Source organism: Curtobacterium sp. SL109 (assembly GCF_026672405.1).
Classification (GTDB): domain Bacteria; phylum Actinomycetota; class Actinomycetes; order Actinomycetales; family Microbacteriaceae; genus Curtobacterium.
Genome location: NZ_JAPPRB010000002.1, coordinates 3011262 through 3029693 on the forward strand (window position 1 = coordinate 3011262; position 18432 = coordinate 3029693).

Here is an 18432-nt window from a genome sequence, read left to right on the forward strand (position 1 = left end):
GGGGCGTGCATCCGTGCGGTCAGCCGGCGACGATCGCCGCGGTGCCGCGGTCGAACTCCTCGACGTCGCCGCGCTCCCCCGCCCGGTACGCCCGACGTCCGAGCACCCACTGGTAGGTCAGCACGGCGGCGAGGGCCACCGTGCCGATGCCGATCTTCACCGGCCACGGCCAGTCCTGGCGAGTGACGGTGCCCTCGATGATGCCGGACAGCAGCAGGGTCAGCACCAGGCCGATGGCCACGGCGATGAGCGCCCGGCCGTCCTCGGCGAGGGCCTGTGCCCGCGTGCGCTGCCCGGGAGCGACCCACGACCAGAAGATCATGAGCCCGGCCGCGGCCGCGAGGAACACCGAGTAGAGCTCGAGCTGGCCGTGCGGGGCGATGTAGAGGAAGAAGTCACCGAGCCGACCCTGCGAGTGCATGATCGCCCCGGACACGCCGAGGTTCAGCGCGTTCTGCCCGACCGCGGCCGGCACGAACAGTCCCGTGATGCCGAAGGCCACCATCCGCGCGGCGACGAACGCGTTGTTCGTCCACACCTGGGCCGAGAACGCCCCGAGCCCGTGGTCGGAGTAGTAGTCGACGAAGTCCTGGGTGGCGTACTGCCGCAGGGCGGCGTCGGTGCCGAACGTGGCGACCGCCCCCGGGGTCTCGGTGATCCACACGCCCGTGATGACCGCGATGGCGACCGTGGCGACCGTCACCCAGATCGTCACCCAGCGGATCCGGTACAGGGCCGCCGGCAGCTGGAGCGCGAAGAACGCGGTGAGCATCGTCAGCGGGTCGGCGGGCGCGCCGGTGAACCGCAACCTGGCGCGGTACAGCCGAAGCGAGAGCCGGTCCCCGGTCGCCGAGCGCGGGGCGACGCCGCGGATGCGAGCGAGGTCGGTCGCGGCGGACTGGTACCCCGTGAGCAGGCGGTCGACGTCCTCGCCGGAGGTGGTCCGGCGGCGGGTCAGGCGGTCGAGCTCGTCCCACTGGTCGCGGTGCGTCGCCGAGTACGCGTCCAGGTCCATGCTGTTCCCCCCTCGTGCCACGGTGCGTCCCGGCGTGGTCGCGCCGGACGCGTTCCCGGTTCGACCCCGGCATGGTCGCGCCGGGGTCGTTCCGACACAATGGAACCATGCCGAAGCGACGGACGACCCGGGACCTCGCCGATGCCCGTTTCGTCCGGGCCCTCGACGAGACCTCCGACGAGCTCGTCGTCGGTGAGGCCGTCGCACTCGACGTCGTCCCCGCGGGCATCGCGCTCCGGCTGGCAGCGGGGCTCCTCGACGGTGCGTGCCTGATCGCGCTGTACCTCATGCTGCTGCTCGGGTTCCTGCGGGTCGTGCCGGCCGGCATCGACCAGGCGTGGGTCGCCGCGGCGCTGATCGCCTCGCTCGTCACCGTCCTCGTCCTGGTGCCCGCGGCCGTCGAGACCGTGACGCGGGGCAAGAGCGTCGGTCGGTACGCCCTCGGCACCCGGGTCGAGCGGGTCGACGGTGGCGCGGTGTCGTTCCGGCACGCGTTCACCCGGTCGCTCGTCGGCGTGCTCGAGCTGTGGACGACGTTCGGCTCGGTGGCGATGGTGGTGGCGCTCTTCGGCTCGAGGCCGCGGCGACTCGGGGACCTGCTCGCCGGGACCGTCGTGCAGCACGAGCGACTGCCGCAGTCGACGGACCCGGTCGTGCTCCTGCCGCCGTCCCTCGTCGGGTGGTCCGCCGTCGCCGACGTCCGGGCGCTCCCCCAGCGCCTGGAGAACCGGCTCGGAGCGTTCTTCCGCGGTGCCGCGTCGGTGCGACCCGAGCTCCGGGACGCCACCGCGCTCGCACTCGCCGCCGAGGTCGCCGAGTACGCACACCCGGTGCCGCCCGTGCCCGCGGTGGAGTTCCTGGCGGGGGTCGTCGCACTCCGGCGCGAGCGCGACCTGCGGGCGTTCGGGTCCCGCGCACGGACGCTCGCCGACGCCACCGCGACGGCTGGGGCGCGGCCGCCGGGCTTCCCGCGCTGAGGCGCTGGCGCGGCGCGGGTCCCGGCTGCCCGGCCCGGCTGCCCGGCCCGGTCTGGCTCCGCAAAACACCGGTGTTCGTCGTTCGCGCCGCGTGAGTACGCGGCGCTGCGACTGAACACCGGTGTTTCTGCAGCCGCCGCAGCCGCCGCAGCCGCTTGAGCAGCGAGCAGCCGCAGGCGGACGGGCCTCAGTACCGGTAGTGGTCCGGCTTGAAGGGGCCCTCGACCGGGACGCCGATGTACGACGCCTGCTCCGGCCGGAGCTCGGTCAGCCGGACACCGAGCGCGTCGAGGTGCAGTCGCGCGACCTTCTCGTCGAGGTGCTTCGGCAGCACGTACACGCCGGTCGGGTAGGACTCGCGCCGGGTGTGCAGCTCGATCTGCGCGAGGACCTGGTTCGTGAAGGAGTTGCTCATCACGAAGGACGGGTGCCCGGTCGCGTTGCCGAGGTTCATCAGGCGGCCTTCGCTGAGGACCAGGATCGAACGGCCGTTCGGCAGGCGCCACTCGTGCACCTGCGGCTTGATCTCGACCTTCTCGGCGCCGGGCAGGGTCTCGAGGCCGACCATGTCGATCTCGTTGTCGAAGTGTCCGACGTTCGCGACGATCGCCAGGTGCTTCAGCGCGAGCATGTCCTCGACACCGACGACCCCGAGGTTGCCCGTGCACGTGACGACGATGTCGACCTGGTCGACGACGTCCGACAGGCGTGCGACCTGGTAGCCGTCCATCGCGGCCTGCAGCGCGCAGATGGGGTCGACCTCGCTGACGATGACGCGGGCGCCCTGGCCCCGCATGGCCTCGGCCGCGCCCTTGCCGACGTCGCCGTAGCCCACGACGAACACGACCTTGCCGCCGATGAGCACGTCGGTGGCGCGGTTCAGGCCGTCGGGCAGCGAGTGCCGGATGCCGTACTTGTTGTCGAACTTGCTCTTGGTGACCGAGTCGTTGACGTTGATGGCCGGGAACTTGAGCTGGTCGGTGCGCGCGAGCTCGTAGAGACGGTGCACGCCGGTGGTGGTCTCTTCCGTCACGCCCTGGATGTCCGCGGCGATGCGGGTCCAGCGGTCGGAGGAGTCCCGCAACGACGACGCGATCGTGTCGAGCACGATCCGGTACTCGGCGCTGGCGTCGTCGCCGGCGTCCGGCACGCGGCCTGCGGCTTCGGCGTCAGCGCCCGTGTGGACGAGCATCGTGGCGTCGCCACCGTCGTCGAGGATCAGGTTCGGGCCCGACCAGCTGGCCCCGGCCGCTGCGGCCTCGGCACTCCAGTCGAAGACCTGGTTGGTGCACCACCAGTACTCTTCGAGCGTCTCGCCCTTCCACGCGAACACGGGCACGCCGGCGGGGGCGTCGGGGGTGCCGGTCGGGCCGACGGCGATGGCCGCTGCGGCTTCGTCCTGCGTGGAGAAGATGTTGCAGCTCGCCCAGCGCACCTGGGCACCGAGTGCCGTGAGCGTCTCGATGAGCACGGCCGTCTGCACGGTCATGTGCAGCGACCCGGCGATGCGGGCACCGGCGAGCGGCTGCGACGGGCCGAACTCCTCGCGCAGGGACATCAGCCCCGGCATCTCGTTCTCGGCGAGGCGGATCTGGTGGCGGCCTGCCTCGGCGAGGCCGAGGTCGGCCACGCGGTGTGCTGCTGCGGCGCGGGTGTCGGTGGGCATGCGGTCAGTCTCCCACGGGCCCCCGACACCTCCCGCAGGTGGGAGACACCTCCCGCCGGTGGGAGACACCTCCCGCCGGTGGGAGACACCTCCCGCAGGTGCGAGCCGGTCGTCCTGGACGGTGCCGGTGGTCGCGGTGGTGGGGCGGGCCTCCAGGCCGGACGGGAGGCTCGGACCACCCGGGTGGACCGGCCCGCGTACGCGGACGGCCGGGTCAGTCGGCGGCGCGTTCCTCGCGGAGCGGCTCACGGCGGATGACGTGCCAGCCCTGTGGCACGCGCAGGCGGGCGGCGTGGCGGGCGCACAGGTCGTAGCCGTGCGGTTCGACGCGGGTGGAGAGCGGACCGATGACGACCATCGAGTCGCCGTAGTCGTACGTCAGGGTCGACGAGGCGCTCGCGCCACAGGCGACCTTGCTGCAGATCCGTACGTCCATCTCGTCGACGACCCTAACGGACGCCCCGACGGCGTCCGGTGCCGCGCGTACGATGTGGGGATGCGCCGCAAGCCCCGACTCGTCACCCCGGTCGCCCGCGGTCGCGGGCGCTCCCGCCACGGCCGGGGCCACCGCTCCAGCGTCACCGGTCCGGAGCTCGCGCCGGTCATCACCCGGGCCGAGGCCTTCGACCGGATCGTCGGTGACACCGCCCACTACCTGCTCGGGCTCTGGCCGGACGAGCTGCAGGGCGTCGTGTTCCAGGTCGCCGACATGCCGACCGGGCCCGGGCTGCCGGACGCGCTGCCGCGGTGGCGGGTCGAGCACGGCGAGCGGCGGGTGACCGTGTTCCGGATCCCCGTCGAGCGTGTCACGCACTCCCCCGAGAAGGACGACGTGGACCGGCGCATCGTCGTCGAGACCGCGGTGTTCCGTGCGGTCGCCGAGCTCCTCGACAAGGACCCGTGGGACCTGGCGCCGGACCGCTACCGCCACTGGTGAGGCGCCGCGCGCCTGCGCGTGCGCCTGGTCCCTCGATCTGCTGGAGACCCGCTCGGCCTCAGGGGTAGACGCGGACCGGGCTCGAGACCTCGGTCGCGGGGCGGAGCGGGAACCCCGCGAGGCCGTCGCCGCCGGCGTAGGTGACGCCCGCGACGACCCGGTCGGCGCCGGTGATCACGAGCTGCTTCGCCGTCTGGACGCGCACGGTCGAGGTCGCCCCGGCCGCGACGTCGACGCGCTGCCGGTCGTCGCCCGACGCGATCGTCACACGGGCGTCCTCGGTCGTCGGGTTCACCAGGTTGAGACGGACGCCGTCCCCGGGTGCGACCGCGGTGACGACGCGCTTGCCGAGCGGTGCCGCCGAGGCGAACCAGCCGAGGTCCGTGCCGCGCTCGGCCGTCGGCGTGGTCGACCGCGCACCGGCGACGACGGGCTGCGTGGAGCTGACCGTGACCGAGTACCGGCCGTCCTCGAAGTCGTCGAGTGCGACGTCGGTGACCACGCCCGGCTCGGCGGTGGTGTTCACCGTGGTGCCGCCGCCCGTCGCCGTCGTGATGCCGAGGGTGACGCGGGCCGCCCTGCTGCCGGGCACGAACAGCCGGACGACCGGTGCGGCGTCGGCGGTGTCGTCGCCGCGCTGGGCCTGCTGGATGTCGCGGAGGACGACGCCGGGGATGACTTGGGCCCGCGCCGGTCCCACGCCGCCGGAGACGATGTCGTACCCGCCGGGGGTGAGCGTCCGGACGACGGTCTCCTGCATGTGGGCGACGATCTGACCGCCGGACGAGGTGACGTGGACGACCGTCGAGGCCTGGTCGGAGACGAAGCCCGACAGCGGCACGACCTTCTGCGAGTTCGGCGCGACGACGATGCCGGTCGTGCCCGGAGCGCTCACGGTGCCGGTGGCGTCGAACACGGACAGGTCGACCGTGGCGTTGACGTCGGTCGGGTTGGAGAGCGTGATGAGGCTGGTGCGGCCGGTCTCGGTCGAGCCACCGACGAGCCAGGTCGACTGCGAGGGGTCGTCGCACGAGGCGGCACCGATGCCGACCAGGTCGCCGTTGGAGACGCTCTGGTAGCTCGACCCGGCGACCTGCGGGGTGGTCTCCGCCGCCGGCGCGGTGAGCAGCGTCGGGTTGCTGCTGCCCGTGGTCGAGGACTGCAGGTCGGTCCGGTCGACCGTGCTGCCCGTGGTGGCCGTCGCGATGCTGGCCGACCCGACCGGGGTGGCCGTCGTCGCGTCGTTGCCGGCGTCGTCGGAGAGCCGGAGGGCACTGCCCGCGCAGACGCGTTCGGCGTCGGCCGGGACGGGTGTCACCGTGCGGCCGGCGGGACGGCCGGGCGTCTCCTGGGTGCCGAAGGTGTGCGCGGCGGCGATGGTGCCGGCGGCGACGACCACGGCGATCGCGGTGGCGGTCCCGCGGAGCACCCAGCGGCGAGCGGTGGTGGTCATTCGTCGCGCTCCTCGTCGAAGGTGGTGGCGGGTTCGTCGGCCTCGAGGACGTTCGAGGTGGCCCGGCGTCGGCGCGGTGCGGTCGGCACGGCGAGGAGTGCCGCGGCGCCGAACACCACCCCGAGGACCACCAGGTAGAGCACGTGCGTCGTCCTCGCCGCGGCGGACCCGGTGCTCGGACGGTCGACGTCGCCCTCGTAGTGGAAGAGCTGACCGCTCGTCGTCTCGCCGATGCTCGTGAAGAGCGCGTTCTGCCCGATGGCCCCGGCGGCGCGGTCGTGGACCTGCTGCGCGAGGTCGTCGTCCGGTGCGTCGTCGAGCAGCACGAAGCTGACGCCGAGCTCCTCGAGCGCCGGACGCGGGTCGTAGCCGCTGCGGCTCGCCAGGTTGCCCGCGAGGGTGGCCAGCCGCGACCCGGAGGACGACAGCGACAGCGCCGTGGCGTCGAGCGTGGTCTGGTCGTCGAGCGTCGAGCCCTGCCCGCGCTCGAGCGACACCGCGAGCGAGCCGTTCGTCTGCGGTTCGACGACGAGCGTGCCGACGTCCGGGTTCGCCTGTGCCTCGGCGTTGACGTAGGCGCTGAGCACCCGGCCCGTGGTCGGCTGGATGACCGCGTTGCCGAGGTAGAACGCGGCGAACGCGGGCGCCACGGCCGCGCCGGCGAACACCGCGGCGACGACCCCGACGACCGGGGCCCGGCGTGGCAGCGTGTCGATGCCGATCGAGACGGCGACGACGAGCGCGAGCCAGTAGACCGTCAGACCGCTGCCCGGCCAGACGATGGTGGTCGTGGCCCCGACGCCGGTGACCGCGACGTGGGTGGCGGCGAAGGCCGTGGCGAACCCGAGCAGGGCGGTGATGAGCGCCACGCCCGCGACGTGCCAGCGGTGCCCGAGGAGGGCGCCGATGGCGGTCACGGCGACGGGGAGCGCGAGGACGGCGAGGGCGATGGGCAGCGCAGCGACGACGGCGGACAGCGGCGAGGTCACCGGCAGCCACCCGTTCCAGTCGGGCAGGGGCTGCCCGATCGCGAGCTGCAGGGCCGAGGGCGCGCGGGTCGCCGAGGGCACACCCGGGTCGGCGAAGACGCCGAGCACGTTGCCGCGGGCGATCTGCGTGAGCACGAGCGGCAGGAAGAGCACCGCGGCGGGGACCGGGATGAACACCCGTCGGTGCGCGTGCCGCCACCCGCTGACGAGCGACACGAGCCACCCGATGAGCAGGACCGGCAGGAGTGACGGTGCCGAGGCGGCGACCCCGGCGAAGAGCAGTGCGGCGCCGGCGGCCGAGGCCCAGGAGCGGTGCGCCTCGAGCACGGTGAGGAACAGCCAGGGCAGCAGCACGTGCGCGATGACCGCCCCGAGGTGGCCCGTGGTGACGGCGCCGACGAGCGCCGGGGCGATCGTGTACAACGCCGCGCCGACCACCGGCACCCAGGTACGGGTCGTGAGCTTGCGGACGACGAACCACGCACCGAGCGCGGACACCGGGAACGCCAGCAGCATCACCAGCACGACGGCGGTCGACGGCGACCAGGCCACGATCGACCCCAGCACGGCGAGCACGGCGGCGAACGGGTCGCTCGGGCCGGTGGACCCGGTCCCGAGGGTGTGCCAGCCGTACCCGACGTTCTGCCAGAGCTTCGCGACCGAGGTGGACAGCGGCAGGAGTCCCCCACCGGTCAACGCCGGCGAGCCGAGCAGCGGGAAGAGGGTGACGACGCTGAGGAGCGCCGCGGCCAGGACGACCCAGATGCCGCCGTCGCCGAGGAACGAGGCCCGGGCGACCGGAGCGTCCTCGACGCGGGCGAGCTCGACGTCGCGGGACGTCGTCCGCCGTTCGTGGACCCGGCGCCAGCTGACGCGCAGGGGTTCGACGGCGGCCCACCCGAGCTTCTTCGTGCGCGCCAGGGACTTCCGGGCCTTCGACACCCCGCCGCCGAAGGCCACGGCGAACGCGGCGGAGAGCTCCCCCGACACGGCAGCCGGGTGCTTCGCGACGAGGTGGCCGATCGCCCGCCCGACCGCGAACGGCACGAGGGTCAACCAGTGGATCCAGAGCACCCCGAGGGGCGCATAGGTCATGCGGCGGTGCAGCTGGGCCTGCCGGTGCATCCGCACGCGGCGGCCCTCGGACACACGCTTGCGGCCGAACTCCTCGATCGGTCCGGCACTCGTCGCCCGCGCCTCGGGCACGACGGCGACGCGGTACCCGGCGAGGCGGACGCGCACGCAGAAGTCGAGCGCGGCGTCGACGTCGGGCAGCGCCGGGTCGAACCCGCCGAGCGTCACCCAGACCGAGCGACGCACGAGCATCCCGCCCGCGGCGACCGCCATCACGTCGGTGTTGCGGTCGTGCTGGCCCTGGTCCAGCTCGTCCTGCACGAGGACGAGGGACCGGCCGAACCGGGTCATGCTCTCGCCGAGGTCGCGGATGCGCGAGGCGTCGCGCGGGTCGACGAGCTTGGGGCCGGCGACCGCCACGGACGGGGCGATCTCCACCGCCGCGAGCATCTCGGCGAGGGCCGTCGGCGTGGGGGCGTTGTCGTGCCCGATGAGCCACAGCCACTCGTCGACGGCCTCGTCGGACTCGGGACGCGGCGCGGCCTTCTCGGCGACGGCGACCGCATCGCCGAACGAGCGACCGGCGGGGATCCGCGTCAGCTGGGCGGAACCGCCGAACTCGAGCTGGGCGGTCGAGCCGTCCGTCGAGCCGACGTCGACGACCACCAGGTTCTCCGGGTGCCGGGTCTGTCCGGCGAGGGCGTCCAGCGTCCGGTCGAGGTGGTCCGCCCCGTTGGCGACGACCAGGACGGCGGTGACACGGGGCTGAGCGGAACTGGGCTGCATGACGGGCGACACTCTACGGACTGGAGGCACGGCTGCGGACCGGTTGGTCGGCGCGCCGTGAACCTGTGGAGACGATCAACGCGCGGTGCGGGACGGACGCGATCCGGGCCTCCAGATCGGACCGGAGGCGCGGTGGCGGGTCGCTACGCGCGCTTCCGGAGCTTGCGGCGCTCGCGCTCGGAGAGGCCGCCCCAGATGCCGAAGCGCTCGTCGTTCTCGAGGGCGTACTCGAGGCACTGCGACCGGACCTCGCACGTGGTGCAGATCTTCTTCGCCTCGCGCGTGGAGCCGCCCTTCTCCGGGAAGAAGGCCTCGGGGTCCGTCTGCGCGCAGAGCGAGTCCGCCTGCCAGGCGAGCGGGTTCTCCTCGTCGTCGGTCTCCGGACGCCGGACGCCCGGGACGCCGAGCGCCACGGGGTCGACGTGCCAGTCTTCCGGAACTCCGGCGTGGAAGTCGGAACCGCTCACCCTGATCACCCCTTGGTTCGTCTCGCTGTCGGTCGTTGCCTGTAATTACAGCGGTGTGATTCGCCTGAGTCAAGTCGCGGATCATAAGAGGCACCGAGCGTTCCGGCGTGTCATGTCCCCCATTCGGGCGTGTCGCACCCGTTCTGTCGGCGTCTCGGGGGACACGACGGGAGCGGCACGCACAGCGCGGGACGCGAGACACCGGTGTTCAGCGTCCGCGCCGCGGGAAGACGCGGCGCGGCGCACGAACACCGGTGTCGTGCGGCTCACCACGCGCGGCGTGCCCGGGCGTCAGCCGGCGTGCCCGGGCGTCAGCCGACGCGGCGGCGGGCCTCCCAGGCGCTGGAGACCATCTCGTCGAGGGTGTGGCGCATCGCCCAGTCGAGGTCGCGCGCGGCAGCCTCGCCCGTGGCGACGATGCGGTCCGGGTCGCCCGGGCGGCGCGGGGCGATCTCCGGCTCGAACGGGATGCCGGTGCCGCGGGCCATGGCGTCCATGATCTGCCGGACGCTGACGCCGTCGCCGCTGCCGAGGTTGTAGGCGCGGTCGAGGGGCTCCCCCGCCTCGAGCTTCGCCGCGGCGATCGCGTGCGAGTGTGCCAGGTCGGCCACGTGCACGTAGTCGCGGACGCAGGTGCCGTCGGGCGTGGCGTAGTCGTCGCCGTTGATCCGCGGGGTGCGACCGGCGAGCAGCGCGTCGAACACGAGCGGGAAGAGGTTGTGCGGGCTGGCGTCGTACAGGTCGGGCACGCCGGAGCCGACGACGTTGAAGTACCGCAGGGACGTCGTGGTGAAGCCGCGCGCGACCTCCATGTCCTTCAGCAGCCACTCGCCGATGAGCTTCGACTCGCCGTAGGGCGACTCCGGGTTCTTCGGGGTGGACTCGACGACCGTCTCGACGTCGGGCGTGCCGTAGACCGCGGCGCTCGAGGAGAACACGACCTTGTCGACGTCGGCGTCCGCCATCGCGCGGAGGAGCGTGGCCATGCCGGTGACGTTCTGCTCGTAGGTGTGCAGCGGACGCTCGACGGAGACGCCGGCGTACTTGAACCCCGCGACGTGCACGACGCCCGTGACGCCGTGCTCCCGGATCGTGCGTGCGACCAGGTCGCCGTCGAGGATCGTGCCCTCGACGAAGGGGACGTCGTCGGGGACGAACGAGCGGAAGCCGCTCGAGAGGTCGTCCAGCGCGACGGTGTCGATGTCCGCCGCGCGGAGCGCCCGGACGACGTGGGATCCGATGTACCCGGCACCGCCGGTGACCAGCCAACTCATGGTCGCCACGCTAGCGGACGCGGCACCGCCGACCGCCGCGGAGCACCGCGCACCCGCTGCGCGAAGCCGCAGAAGCGCCCGCAGCCGCGGCCGCCGCCGCCGCCGCCGCCCGAGCCGCTACGCCCCCGTCGCGATGAAGACCGTCGAGGTGACGCCGTCCGACGAGTCGGCCTCGACGGTGACGTCGCCCTCGTCCGGGGTGACGAAGCACGACTCGCCCCGACGGAGCAGCGTCGCCGAGGTCGCCCCGACCAGCGTGACGACGCCCTCGGTGCAGATCGCGATCGAGGGCCCGGACAGCGGTGCGACGCCGCCCGTGCTCAGCCCGACGGGCCGCCCGTCGCCGGTGACGCGCACGAGCGCGAAGCCCACGCCGGCCGGGGCGAAGCGGTCGACGCCGGGCGCGATCTCCTCGGGTTCGAGGAGCGGCGCCGGGTACGCGGTGAAGTCGAGCACGCGCAGCAGCTCCGGCACGTCGACGTGCTTGGGCGTGAGACCGCCGCGCAACACGTTGTCGGACGGCGCCATCAGCTCGATGCCGAGGCCGTCGAGGTAGGCGTGGATGTTGCCGGCGGGCAGGTACATCGCCTGGCCGCGGCTGAGCGTCACGCGGTGCATGAGGAGCGACACGACGACGCCGGGGTCCCCCGGGTACGACTCGGCGAGCGCCGCGGCGGTCGCGATGTTCGCGGAGGGGTCCTGGACGTCTGGTGCCAGGTGCCCGACCGCGTCGACGACCGCGAGCGCGGACCCGTCGGCGTCCTCGAGCCACCGGACGGTGTCCTCGAGCCCCTGGTGCAGGTGCGCGACGAGCGGGCCGAGGCGGCCGCTGCCCCCGTCGAGCGTCTCGACGTCGGCGAGCGTGGACTCGACGGGCCGGAAGCCGCTGAGGGCCTCGAACCTCTCGCTGAGCGCCACGACGAGCTCGGGCTTCGGGTACGGGTCCTTGTAGTTGCGGGCGGGGTCGTCGAGCGCGACACCGGCGGCGTCCTCGCGCTCGAAGCCGTCGCGGGCCTGTTCCGGTGTCGGGTGGGCCTGCAGTGACAGGGGTGCCGCGGCGGCGAGCACCTTGAGCAGGAACGGCAGGCCGGTGCGGTCCCCGCCGAGGGCGACCTGCGGTTCGGCGGCGATCCAGTCGAGCACGGTGTCCGCGCCGCCGACCATCGCGGGGTTCACGACCACGCTGGGGCTGCCCGGGTGCGCACCGAGCCAGAGCTCCGCCTGCGGGGCGCCGGTGACGGTGCGGCCGAGGAGCTCGGGGATGGCGGAGACGGAGCCCCACGCGTAGTCGCGCGGGGTGTTGGTGATGCCGAGGAACATGTGCCGAGCGTATCGGCAGCCGGTGTCGTCGCCGTGGACGATCCGCGATACATAGACTCTCCGCGATGTCTGCACTCCTCGACACCGCGTCGGCGCCGCCGCGCCCGCGAGCCCGCGACACCACGCGGTGGGACGTCCAGGGGCTGCGGGCCTTCGCCGTCCTGGCCGTGGTCGCCTACCACCTGTGGCCGAACCGGCTGCCCGGCGGCTTCGTCGGCGTCGACGTGTTCTTCGTCATCTCGGGATACCTCATCACCGGACACCTGCTCCGCGAGCAGGTGTCGACCGGACGCATCGCCCTTGGTCGGTTCTGGGCCCGGCGGGCGAAGCGGTTGCTGCCCGGCGCGTTCCTGACGCTGCTCGCCACCGGCACGGCCGTGCTGCTGACCGTCCCGAGCACGCTCTGGGGGCAGTACGGCCGCGAGCTCATCGCGTCCACGGTGTACGTGCAGAACTGGCAGCTGGCGTCCGACTCCGTCGACTACCTGGCGTCGGACAACCAGCCGTCGCCGTTCCAGCACTTCTGGTCGCTGTCGGTCGAGGAGCAGTTCTACATCGCCCTCCCGGTCGTGCTGGCCCTGCTGGCGCTGGCCCTCCGCCGGACGCGCTGGCACTCCCCCGTGCGGACCGCGCGGGTCCTGCTCGCCGCGGTCGTCGTCCTGTCGTTCGTCTGGTGCGTGGTCGAGACCCGGACCGCGCCCGGCATCGCCTACTTCTCGACGGCGACGCGCGCGTGGGAGTTCGCGCTCGGTGGGCTCGCGTCCACCGTCGTGCTGGCGGCGCCCCGCACGCGCGTGGCCAGGTGGGTCCGGTCGGGAGGCTCGTGGCTGGGTCTGGTCCTGCTGCTCGCGGCCCTGTGGGCGATCACCCCGGCGACCCCGTTCCCCGGCACCGCGGCGCTGCTGCCCGTGGTCGGGGCGGTGCTCGTGGTGCTGCTCGGCGGCCACTCCGGGCTCGCCGTGCTCGGCCGGTTCGCCCCAGTGGCGTTCATCGGCCGGATCTCCTACGCGGTGTACCTCTGGCACTGGCCGGCGGTCGTGCTGCTGCCGATCGTCCTCGGGCACCCGCTCGGCCTGCGGTCGAAGGTCGTCGTGCTCGTCGGGTCGGTCGTGGTCGCCGCCGTGACGACGCTGCTCGTCGAGGAGCCCCTGCGTTCCTCCTCGTGGGTCAGCGCCCTCCGGCCGCGTCGTGTCGCGCTCTACGGCGTCCTCGGCTCGGTGCTCGTCGTCGCGCTCGGGGCGGGCACCCTCGGGGCGCTCCAGGTGCAGCAGGACCAGGCCGCGGCGTACCAGCAGCGCCTGCAGGCCGGTGACGTCGCCTGCTTCGGTGCCGCCGCCCGCATCGGGTCGGCCGACCCCTGCGTCGACCCGAGGCTCGCCGACGTCCGGGTGCCGGCGCCCGCAGCCGCCGCGGGGGACGACCAGAACCGCGACGCGTGCTGGTCGAACACCACGGCGGACTTCAACGTCTGCACGCTGGGGCCGTCGACCGGGTACACGAAGCACCTGCTCGCCGTCGGGGACTCGCACAACAACGCCCTCATCTCGGCGTACCGGGCGATCGCCCAGCAGCGGCACTGGCGCATCGACGTCGCCGGGCACATCGGGTGCTACCTCACGACCGCCGAGCAGTGGGCGCCGTCCCAGGCCTACACGGACACCTGTCAGGGATGGAAGCGCTCCGCGACCGCCTGGATCCGCGCCCACGCCGACGAGCTCGACGGTGTCGTCGTGACGCACGCGACCACGAAGAGCCCGGTCATCGTCCCGGCCGGCAGCACGAACGAGGCCACCGTCGTCGACGGACTGGTCGGGGCGTGGCGGGCCGCGACCGACAACGGCGTGCCGGTCGTCGCGATCCGGGACAACCCGGTGGCCCGTCCCGACACCCTCGACTGCGTGGCGCAGATGCGCGGGCCGACGACGTCCGCCTGCGACGTGCCGCGCGCCGAGGCGACGGCGTCGTTCGACGGGTCGCAGCAGGCCGTCGCCCGGATCGGCGCGGCGGCCCGGTTCGTCGACATGACCGACTGGTACTGCACCGCGGACAGCTGCCCGGCGGTCGTCGGGGGCGTCGTCGTGCACCGTGACCCCACGCACCTCACCGCGACCTACGCCACCACGCTCGCGCCGTTCCTGGGAGCCAGGATCGCGCGGGCCCTGGACGCGGTCGGACGCTGAGCGCGGTCGCCGTCCTCCCGCGCGTTAGCCTGTCCTCGTGACGAACACCTGGCCCCTGGCGCGCGGCACCGTTCCCGAGCGCGAGGTCTTCGCCTTCGCCACCGCGGTGCTCTTCACGCTGTTCGCCGGGGACGCCGTCCCGAACATGCTCACGTGGTACGGCGCCGCCGTGGTCTGGGCGCTCGAGGGGGCCTGGGGCATCGCGATCGTCGTCCGGGCCCGACCGACCATCCGACGGACCCCGCGGTCGCAGTGGCTCTTCCTGGCCTGGTGCCTGGTCTCGGTGGCGTGGTCGCACTGGCGCTTCGCCACCGTCGCCAGCCTCGTCGCGCAGGTCCTCTGCGCCCTCGTCGCGTTCGCGATCGCGTCCGGGCTGACCTGGCGCCGGGTGCTCGACGCGATCAGCCTGGCGTTCCGGGGCGTGCTCGGCCTGTCCCTGCTGTTCGAGGCCGTCGTGGCGGTCGTCGTGCGGCACCCCATCGCGCCGATCTGGACCCACTACGGGGACCGGGACATCCCGGACGCGTTCTACTTCTCCCGCGCCGAGCTGTTCACGGGTGGCCGCATCCAGGGGCTGCCGGGCAACGCCAACCTCCTCGCGATGGTCGCCCTCCTGACCGCGATCGCCGTCGGCGTGCAGCTCGCCGAGGGCCGGATCCGCCGGAACAGCGCCGTCGGCTGGCTCGTCGTCGCCGCGGTCGTGTTCCTGCTGACCCGCTCCTCGACCGTCGTGGTCGCCGCCGCGGTCGTCGCCCTCGTGCTCCTCGCCGCCCTGGTCGTGCGCCGGGTCCCGACCGAGCGCCGCACCCCCAGGTACCTCGCGATCGCCGGCATCGCGGCCGTCGTCGTGGTGGTCGGGATCGTGTCCCGCGGCGCCGTGGCCGGGCTCCTCGGCAAGAGCGCCGACTTCACCGGTCGCGGCGAGATCTGGCAGGCCGTCCTCGGGCAGGTGCACGAGCACCCCGTGCTCGGTCTCGGATGGATCGGCTACTGGTGGCCGAGCATCCCCGAGCTCGCGGACCTCGCCCCGCGCAACGGCGTGACCTACCTGCAGGCGCACGACGCCTTCCTCGACGTGTGGATGCAGACCGGCATCGTCGGGCTGGTCCTGTTCGCGCTGTACGTCCTGACGACGCTGAACCGCTCGTGGTCCTGCGCCACCCGGATCGGCTACGACGCCAGCCTGCAGCCGCGTCGCTTCGACCCGGTGTCGCTCCTGCCGCTGCTCGTCGTCGTGGCGCTCCTGGTGCAGTCGGTCGCGGAGTCACGGCTGCTCTACCAGGGCAACTGGGTGCTGTTCGCCCTCATCGCGGTCAAGTCACGCATCGTCCTCGTCGGCGAGGAGCCGGTGTCGGTCGGAGACGGCCCCCGGACGCCCCCGACGAAGCGCGAGTTCCGCTGGCCCGTCGCCCGCTGAGCACGGGCCACGCCGCCCTCACCGGTCCCGGAGCACCAGCGAACAGGGCACCTGGGCGGTCCACGGCAGGGCTCGGACCGACACCGTCCGTCGCTCCGGGTCCGCTCGGCACGATGCCTCCGCCTGCCGGAACTGCGGCTGCCAGAGGTGTCCGCCGTCCCGGGTCGTCGGTCCGGGGGCGGCGGCGCCCACCCACGCCGTGACGACCAGGGCGACCACGACCCAGCCGACGGCCGCGCGAGCGACGCGCACCGTGCCTCCCGTCCGGACCGGCGGCACCGCGTCGGACGCGAGCCGGACGGCGCGACGGCCGGGGTCCACCAGCGTCGCCGCCGCGACGACGACCGCGCTCGTGAGCAGCAGACCGGCCGCGGCCGCGTACCGGGACGGAGTGGCCTCGGTCAGCACGGCGGGGACCGCGTCGGACCACCGTGCATCGGCCGAGTCGTTGGCAGCGAGTGCGGCGCTCCACACCACGACGGACCCGGTCGTCAGGGCGGCCAGGAGCACCCGTGCCCGCCACCGCGCCGCGACCACGGCGACGACCAGCACCGCGAGCAGCAGTGCGGACGGCACGACGAGGACCACCCAGCCGCGGTCGACGACCGCGCGTCCGACGGCTCCGACGTCGGCGGACCAGCTCCCGCCGACGACGTTCGTCAGGTACCCGGCGGCGACGTCGAGGACCCGCGGGTCCCCCGGGGTCGAGGTCCGCGCGGTGGTGAGCGCGGTGACGACCTGCGCCGCACCCCCGGCGAGCGCCGTGACCGTCACGGGGAGCGCTCGGAGTGCGGCCCGGCCTGTGCCCCGCACCGGCAGCCAGGCCAGGAGCAGCAGCGGCAGGAACAGGACGGCCTGGACCTCCGTGCAGGTGACGAGGACGGCGGCCGAGGCGGTGACACCGGCGCCCCACCACGTCCTGGCGCGGTAGGCGAAGAGCCACGGGGAGAGCACGAGGGCGAAGGTGTGCAGGTTCGCGGCGTTGCCGGTGACCTCCCACGGCGCGCTCGGCAGCAGCACAGGGACGGCGGCGAGCACGAGCCGCAGGGGCCAGGGACGGACGACGTCGCGGGCCAGGACGAACAGCGCCGCCGACACGAGCCCGACCAGCGCGCAGCAGAGCAGCGAGACCGACAGGGCGTACCGGTCGACCGGCAGCGCGAGGGCGACGTCGACGACGAGCCGGGGCACGAGGTGCAGGTACCCGGCGTACGGGTGGAACAGGCTGCCGACGGGTCCCAGTGCCTGGTGCTCGCGGAGGAAGAGGCCGACGTCCTCCGCCCAGCCGGTCCCGCGGGCGGCGGGCCCGAGGCGGACCCACGCGGTCGTCGCGGCGGCCAGCGCGAGCGCCACGAGGCCGACGGCGCCGACGGTCCTCGCACGTGCTCGTTGCATCGAGCGATGACGCTAGCGGAGACATCGCGATCTGCGATATCGACGCACCGGCATGACGCGGCGGTCGTCCGGCCGCGTGGGCCAAGATGGTCCAGTGACGGACGGCAGGGTGACCAGACGCGCGCTCGGGCGCCGCTACCTGTCCGCGTGGATCGGGTTCTCCGCCGGAGGGCGCTTCAGCCAGGCCCTCGCGACCGTGATCCTCATGTTCGCCTTCGGTCAGCCCACGGTGCAGGCGCTGGTCGGGAGCGCCGGCACGTGGGCCGTCCTGGTGACGCTCGTCGTCCTCGGCGGCCTGAGCCTGCTGGGGCAGCGGTACCGGATCGAGTGGCACGGTGTCCTCCCGCTCTCCCTGCTCGCCTTCGTCGGGTACTGCGCGCTGAGCGTCCTGTGGAGCGAGTACTCGTGGGTGGCGCTCCGCGGGTTCGCTGCGACGCTCGGCTTCGTCGGCCTGGGGCTGTACCTGGCGCTCGGCCGGGACCTCGTGCAGGTCATCCGGGCCTCGGGCGACGCGTTCCGCATCCTGCTCGTCGTGGCCCTCGGGCTCGAGGTCCTGTCCGGGCTCGTGCTCGACGTCCCCATCCCGGGCTTCGGCATCCGCGGCGACATCGCCTACGGCGGACCCATCCAGGGCATCGGCGGCACCCGCAACTTCATGGGGTTCGTCGCCGCGATGGCGCTCGTGACGTTCGTGGTGGAGTTCCTCACCCGGTCGGTGACCGCCTGGCGTGCCGTCGCGTCCACCGCCCTGGCCGTCATCGCGCTCATGCTCGTGCAGTCCCCGATCACCGGTCTGGCGATGATCGCCCTCGCCGTCACCGCCCTGGCGCTGTGGGCGCTCCGACACGCGCAGCCCCGCACCCGCCCCGTCGTGAACGGCGTGCTCGGGGTCTTCGTCATGGTCGTGGCCGTCGTCGCGGTGCTCGCGCGCTCCCGGATCCTGGCCGAGATCGGGGCGGCCGGTGGCAGTGCGTCACGGCTGGCGCTGTGGTCGCAGCTCCGGGTGCTCATCGAGCAGCACCCGGTCCAGGGCTGGGGCTGGGTGGGGACGTGGCCGAGCGAACCGGTCGTCCCGTTCGACGTCGTCCTCGCGCCGAGCGGCCTGCCCTTCACGTCGGCCCTGAACGCGTTCGTCGACGCCTGGCTGCAGATCGGACTGGCCGGCATGCTCATCCTGCTCGGCACCGCGGTGCTGGCGTTCGCCCGGGCCTGGGTGACGGCGACGACGTTCCCCGGGGTGGCGTACGTGTGGCCAGCCGCGGTGCTCGTGCTGCTGGCCGTCACGAGCACCGCGGAGAGCTACCTGCTGCACGGCGCGGGGCTCATGGTGTTCACCGCCGTGCTCGTCATCGCCGCACGACGCCGGTCCTGGCGGGGCCGCCTGCCGCGCTGACGCGAGCGGGCACGGCCGCCGTCGGGGGCCCGTCGGGGGCCTGCGTCCGTCGGAGGCCGCCGGGTACACTGCCCGTGGTCGTCAGGGGG

At 73.5% G+C, this 18432-nt stretch carries 14 protein-coding genes; 5 read left to right on the forward strand and 9 right to left on the reverse strand.

Features of this window, described 5'->3' with window-relative positions:
- Window positions 1-19: 19 nt before the first annotated feature.
- Window positions 20-1015: a stage II sporulation protein M gene (locus OVA28_RS15715; protein WP_268097605.1), complete on the reverse strand. Its 996-nt coding sequence runs from the start codon at window positions 1013-1015 to the stop codon at window positions 20-22.
- A gap of 107 nt (window positions 1016-1122) precedes the next feature.
- Here OVA28_RS15715 and OVA28_RS15720 point away from each other — a divergent pair, with 107 nt between their 5' ends.
- The gene (locus OVA28_RS15720; protein ID WP_268097606.1) at window positions 1123-1992 is read left to right on the forward strand and encodes an RDD family protein; all 870 of its coding nucleotides are present in this window, start codon (window positions 1123-1125) and stop codon (window positions 1990-1992) included.
- A gap of 187 nt (window positions 1993-2179) precedes the next feature.
- Here OVA28_RS15720 and ahcY read toward each other — a convergent pair whose 3' ends face one another.
- Window positions 2180-3658 carry an adenosylhomocysteinase gene (gene ahcY / locus OVA28_RS15725; protein ID WP_268097607.1) on the reverse strand — a complete coding sequence of 493 codons (1479 nt, stop codon included), beginning with the start codon at window positions 3656-3658 and terminating at the stop codon, window positions 2180-2182.
- 214 nt (window positions 3659-3872) lie between these two features.
- The gene (locus OVA28_RS15730; RefSeq protein ID WP_194661957.1) at window positions 3873-4094 is read right to left on the reverse strand and encodes a DUF3499 family protein; all 222 of its coding nucleotides are present in this window, start codon (window positions 4092-4094) and stop codon (window positions 3873-3875) included.
- Between the two features lie 60 nt (window positions 4095-4154).
- Here OVA28_RS15730 and OVA28_RS15735 point away from each other — a divergent pair, with 60 nt between their 5' ends.
- Complete coding sequence (locus tag OVA28_RS15735) at window positions 4155-4595, forward strand: metallopeptidase family protein (protein WP_268097608.1); 441 nt, start codon at window positions 4155-4157, stop codon at window positions 4593-4595.
- A 58-nt stretch (window positions 4596-4653) separates the two neighbouring features.
- Here OVA28_RS15735 and OVA28_RS15740 read toward each other — a convergent pair whose 3' ends face one another.
- The 5 genes from OVA28_RS15740 to manA all read right to left on the reverse strand — a co-directional run bounded on the left by OVA28_RS15740 (window position 4654) and on the right by manA (window position 11958).
- Entirely contained in the window at window positions 4654-6048 is a 1395-nt protein-coding gene (locus OVA28_RS15740; RefSeq protein ID WP_194661961.1) for a DUF5719 family protein, read from the reverse strand.
- Window positions 6045-8897 carry a glycosyltransferase family 2 protein gene (locus tag OVA28_RS15745; protein WP_268097609.1) on the reverse strand — a complete coding sequence of 951 codons (2853 nt, stop codon included), beginning with the start codon at window positions 8895-8897 and terminating at the stop codon, window positions 6045-6047. The genes OVA28_RS15740 and OVA28_RS15745 overlap by 4 nt, the downstream gene beginning before the upstream one ends.
- Before the next feature lie 143 nt (window positions 8898-9040).
- On the reverse strand, window positions 9041-9373 hold the full coding sequence (locus tag OVA28_RS15750; protein WP_374116128.1) for a WhiB family transcriptional regulator: 333 nt from the start codon (window positions 9371-9373) through the stop codon (window positions 9041-9043).
- Window positions 9374-9675: 302 nt separating this feature from the next.
- Window positions 9676-10638, reverse strand: coding sequence for a UDP-glucose 4-epimerase GalE (gene galE, locus OVA28_RS15755; RefSeq protein WP_194661965.1), 963 nt, complete (start codon window positions 10636-10638; stop codon window positions 9676-9678).
- A gap of 117 nt (window positions 10639-10755) precedes the next feature.
- A complete protein-coding gene (gene manA, locus OVA28_RS15760; protein ID WP_194661967.1) occupies window positions 10756-11958 on the reverse strand; it encodes a mannose-6-phosphate isomerase, class I in 1203 nt (400 codons plus the stop codon).
- A 65-nt stretch (window positions 11959-12023) separates the two neighbouring features.
- Between manA and OVA28_RS15765 the strand changes: the two genes are divergently transcribed.
- Both OVA28_RS15765 and OVA28_RS15770 read left to right on the forward strand, forming a co-directional pair.
- Window positions 12024-14138, forward strand: coding sequence for an acyltransferase family protein (locus OVA28_RS15765; protein ID WP_268097612.1), 2115 nt, complete (start codon window positions 12024-12026; stop codon window positions 14136-14138).
- Window positions 14139-14175: 37 nt separating this feature from the next.
- A complete protein-coding gene (locus OVA28_RS15770; protein WP_268097613.1) occupies window positions 14176-15555 on the forward strand; it encodes an O-antigen ligase family protein in 1380 nt (459 codons plus the stop codon).
- Between the two features lie 18 nt (window positions 15556-15573).
- On the opposite strand, the gene OVA28_RS15775 is transcribed toward OVA28_RS15770, so the two are convergent.
- Window positions 15574-16950, reverse strand: a complete 1377-nt coding sequence (locus OVA28_RS15775; protein WP_268097614.1) for a hypothetical protein — start codon at window positions 16948-16950, stop codon at window positions 15574-15576.
- Between the two features lie 109 nt (window positions 16951-17059).
- Between OVA28_RS15775 and OVA28_RS15780 the strand changes: the two genes are divergently transcribed.
- Window positions 17060-18343 carry an O-antigen ligase family protein gene (locus OVA28_RS15780; RefSeq protein WP_268097615.1) on the forward strand — a complete coding sequence of 428 codons (1284 nt, stop codon included), beginning with the start codon at window positions 17060-17062 and terminating at the stop codon, window positions 18341-18343.
- Window positions 18344-18432: the final 89 nt, after the last annotated feature.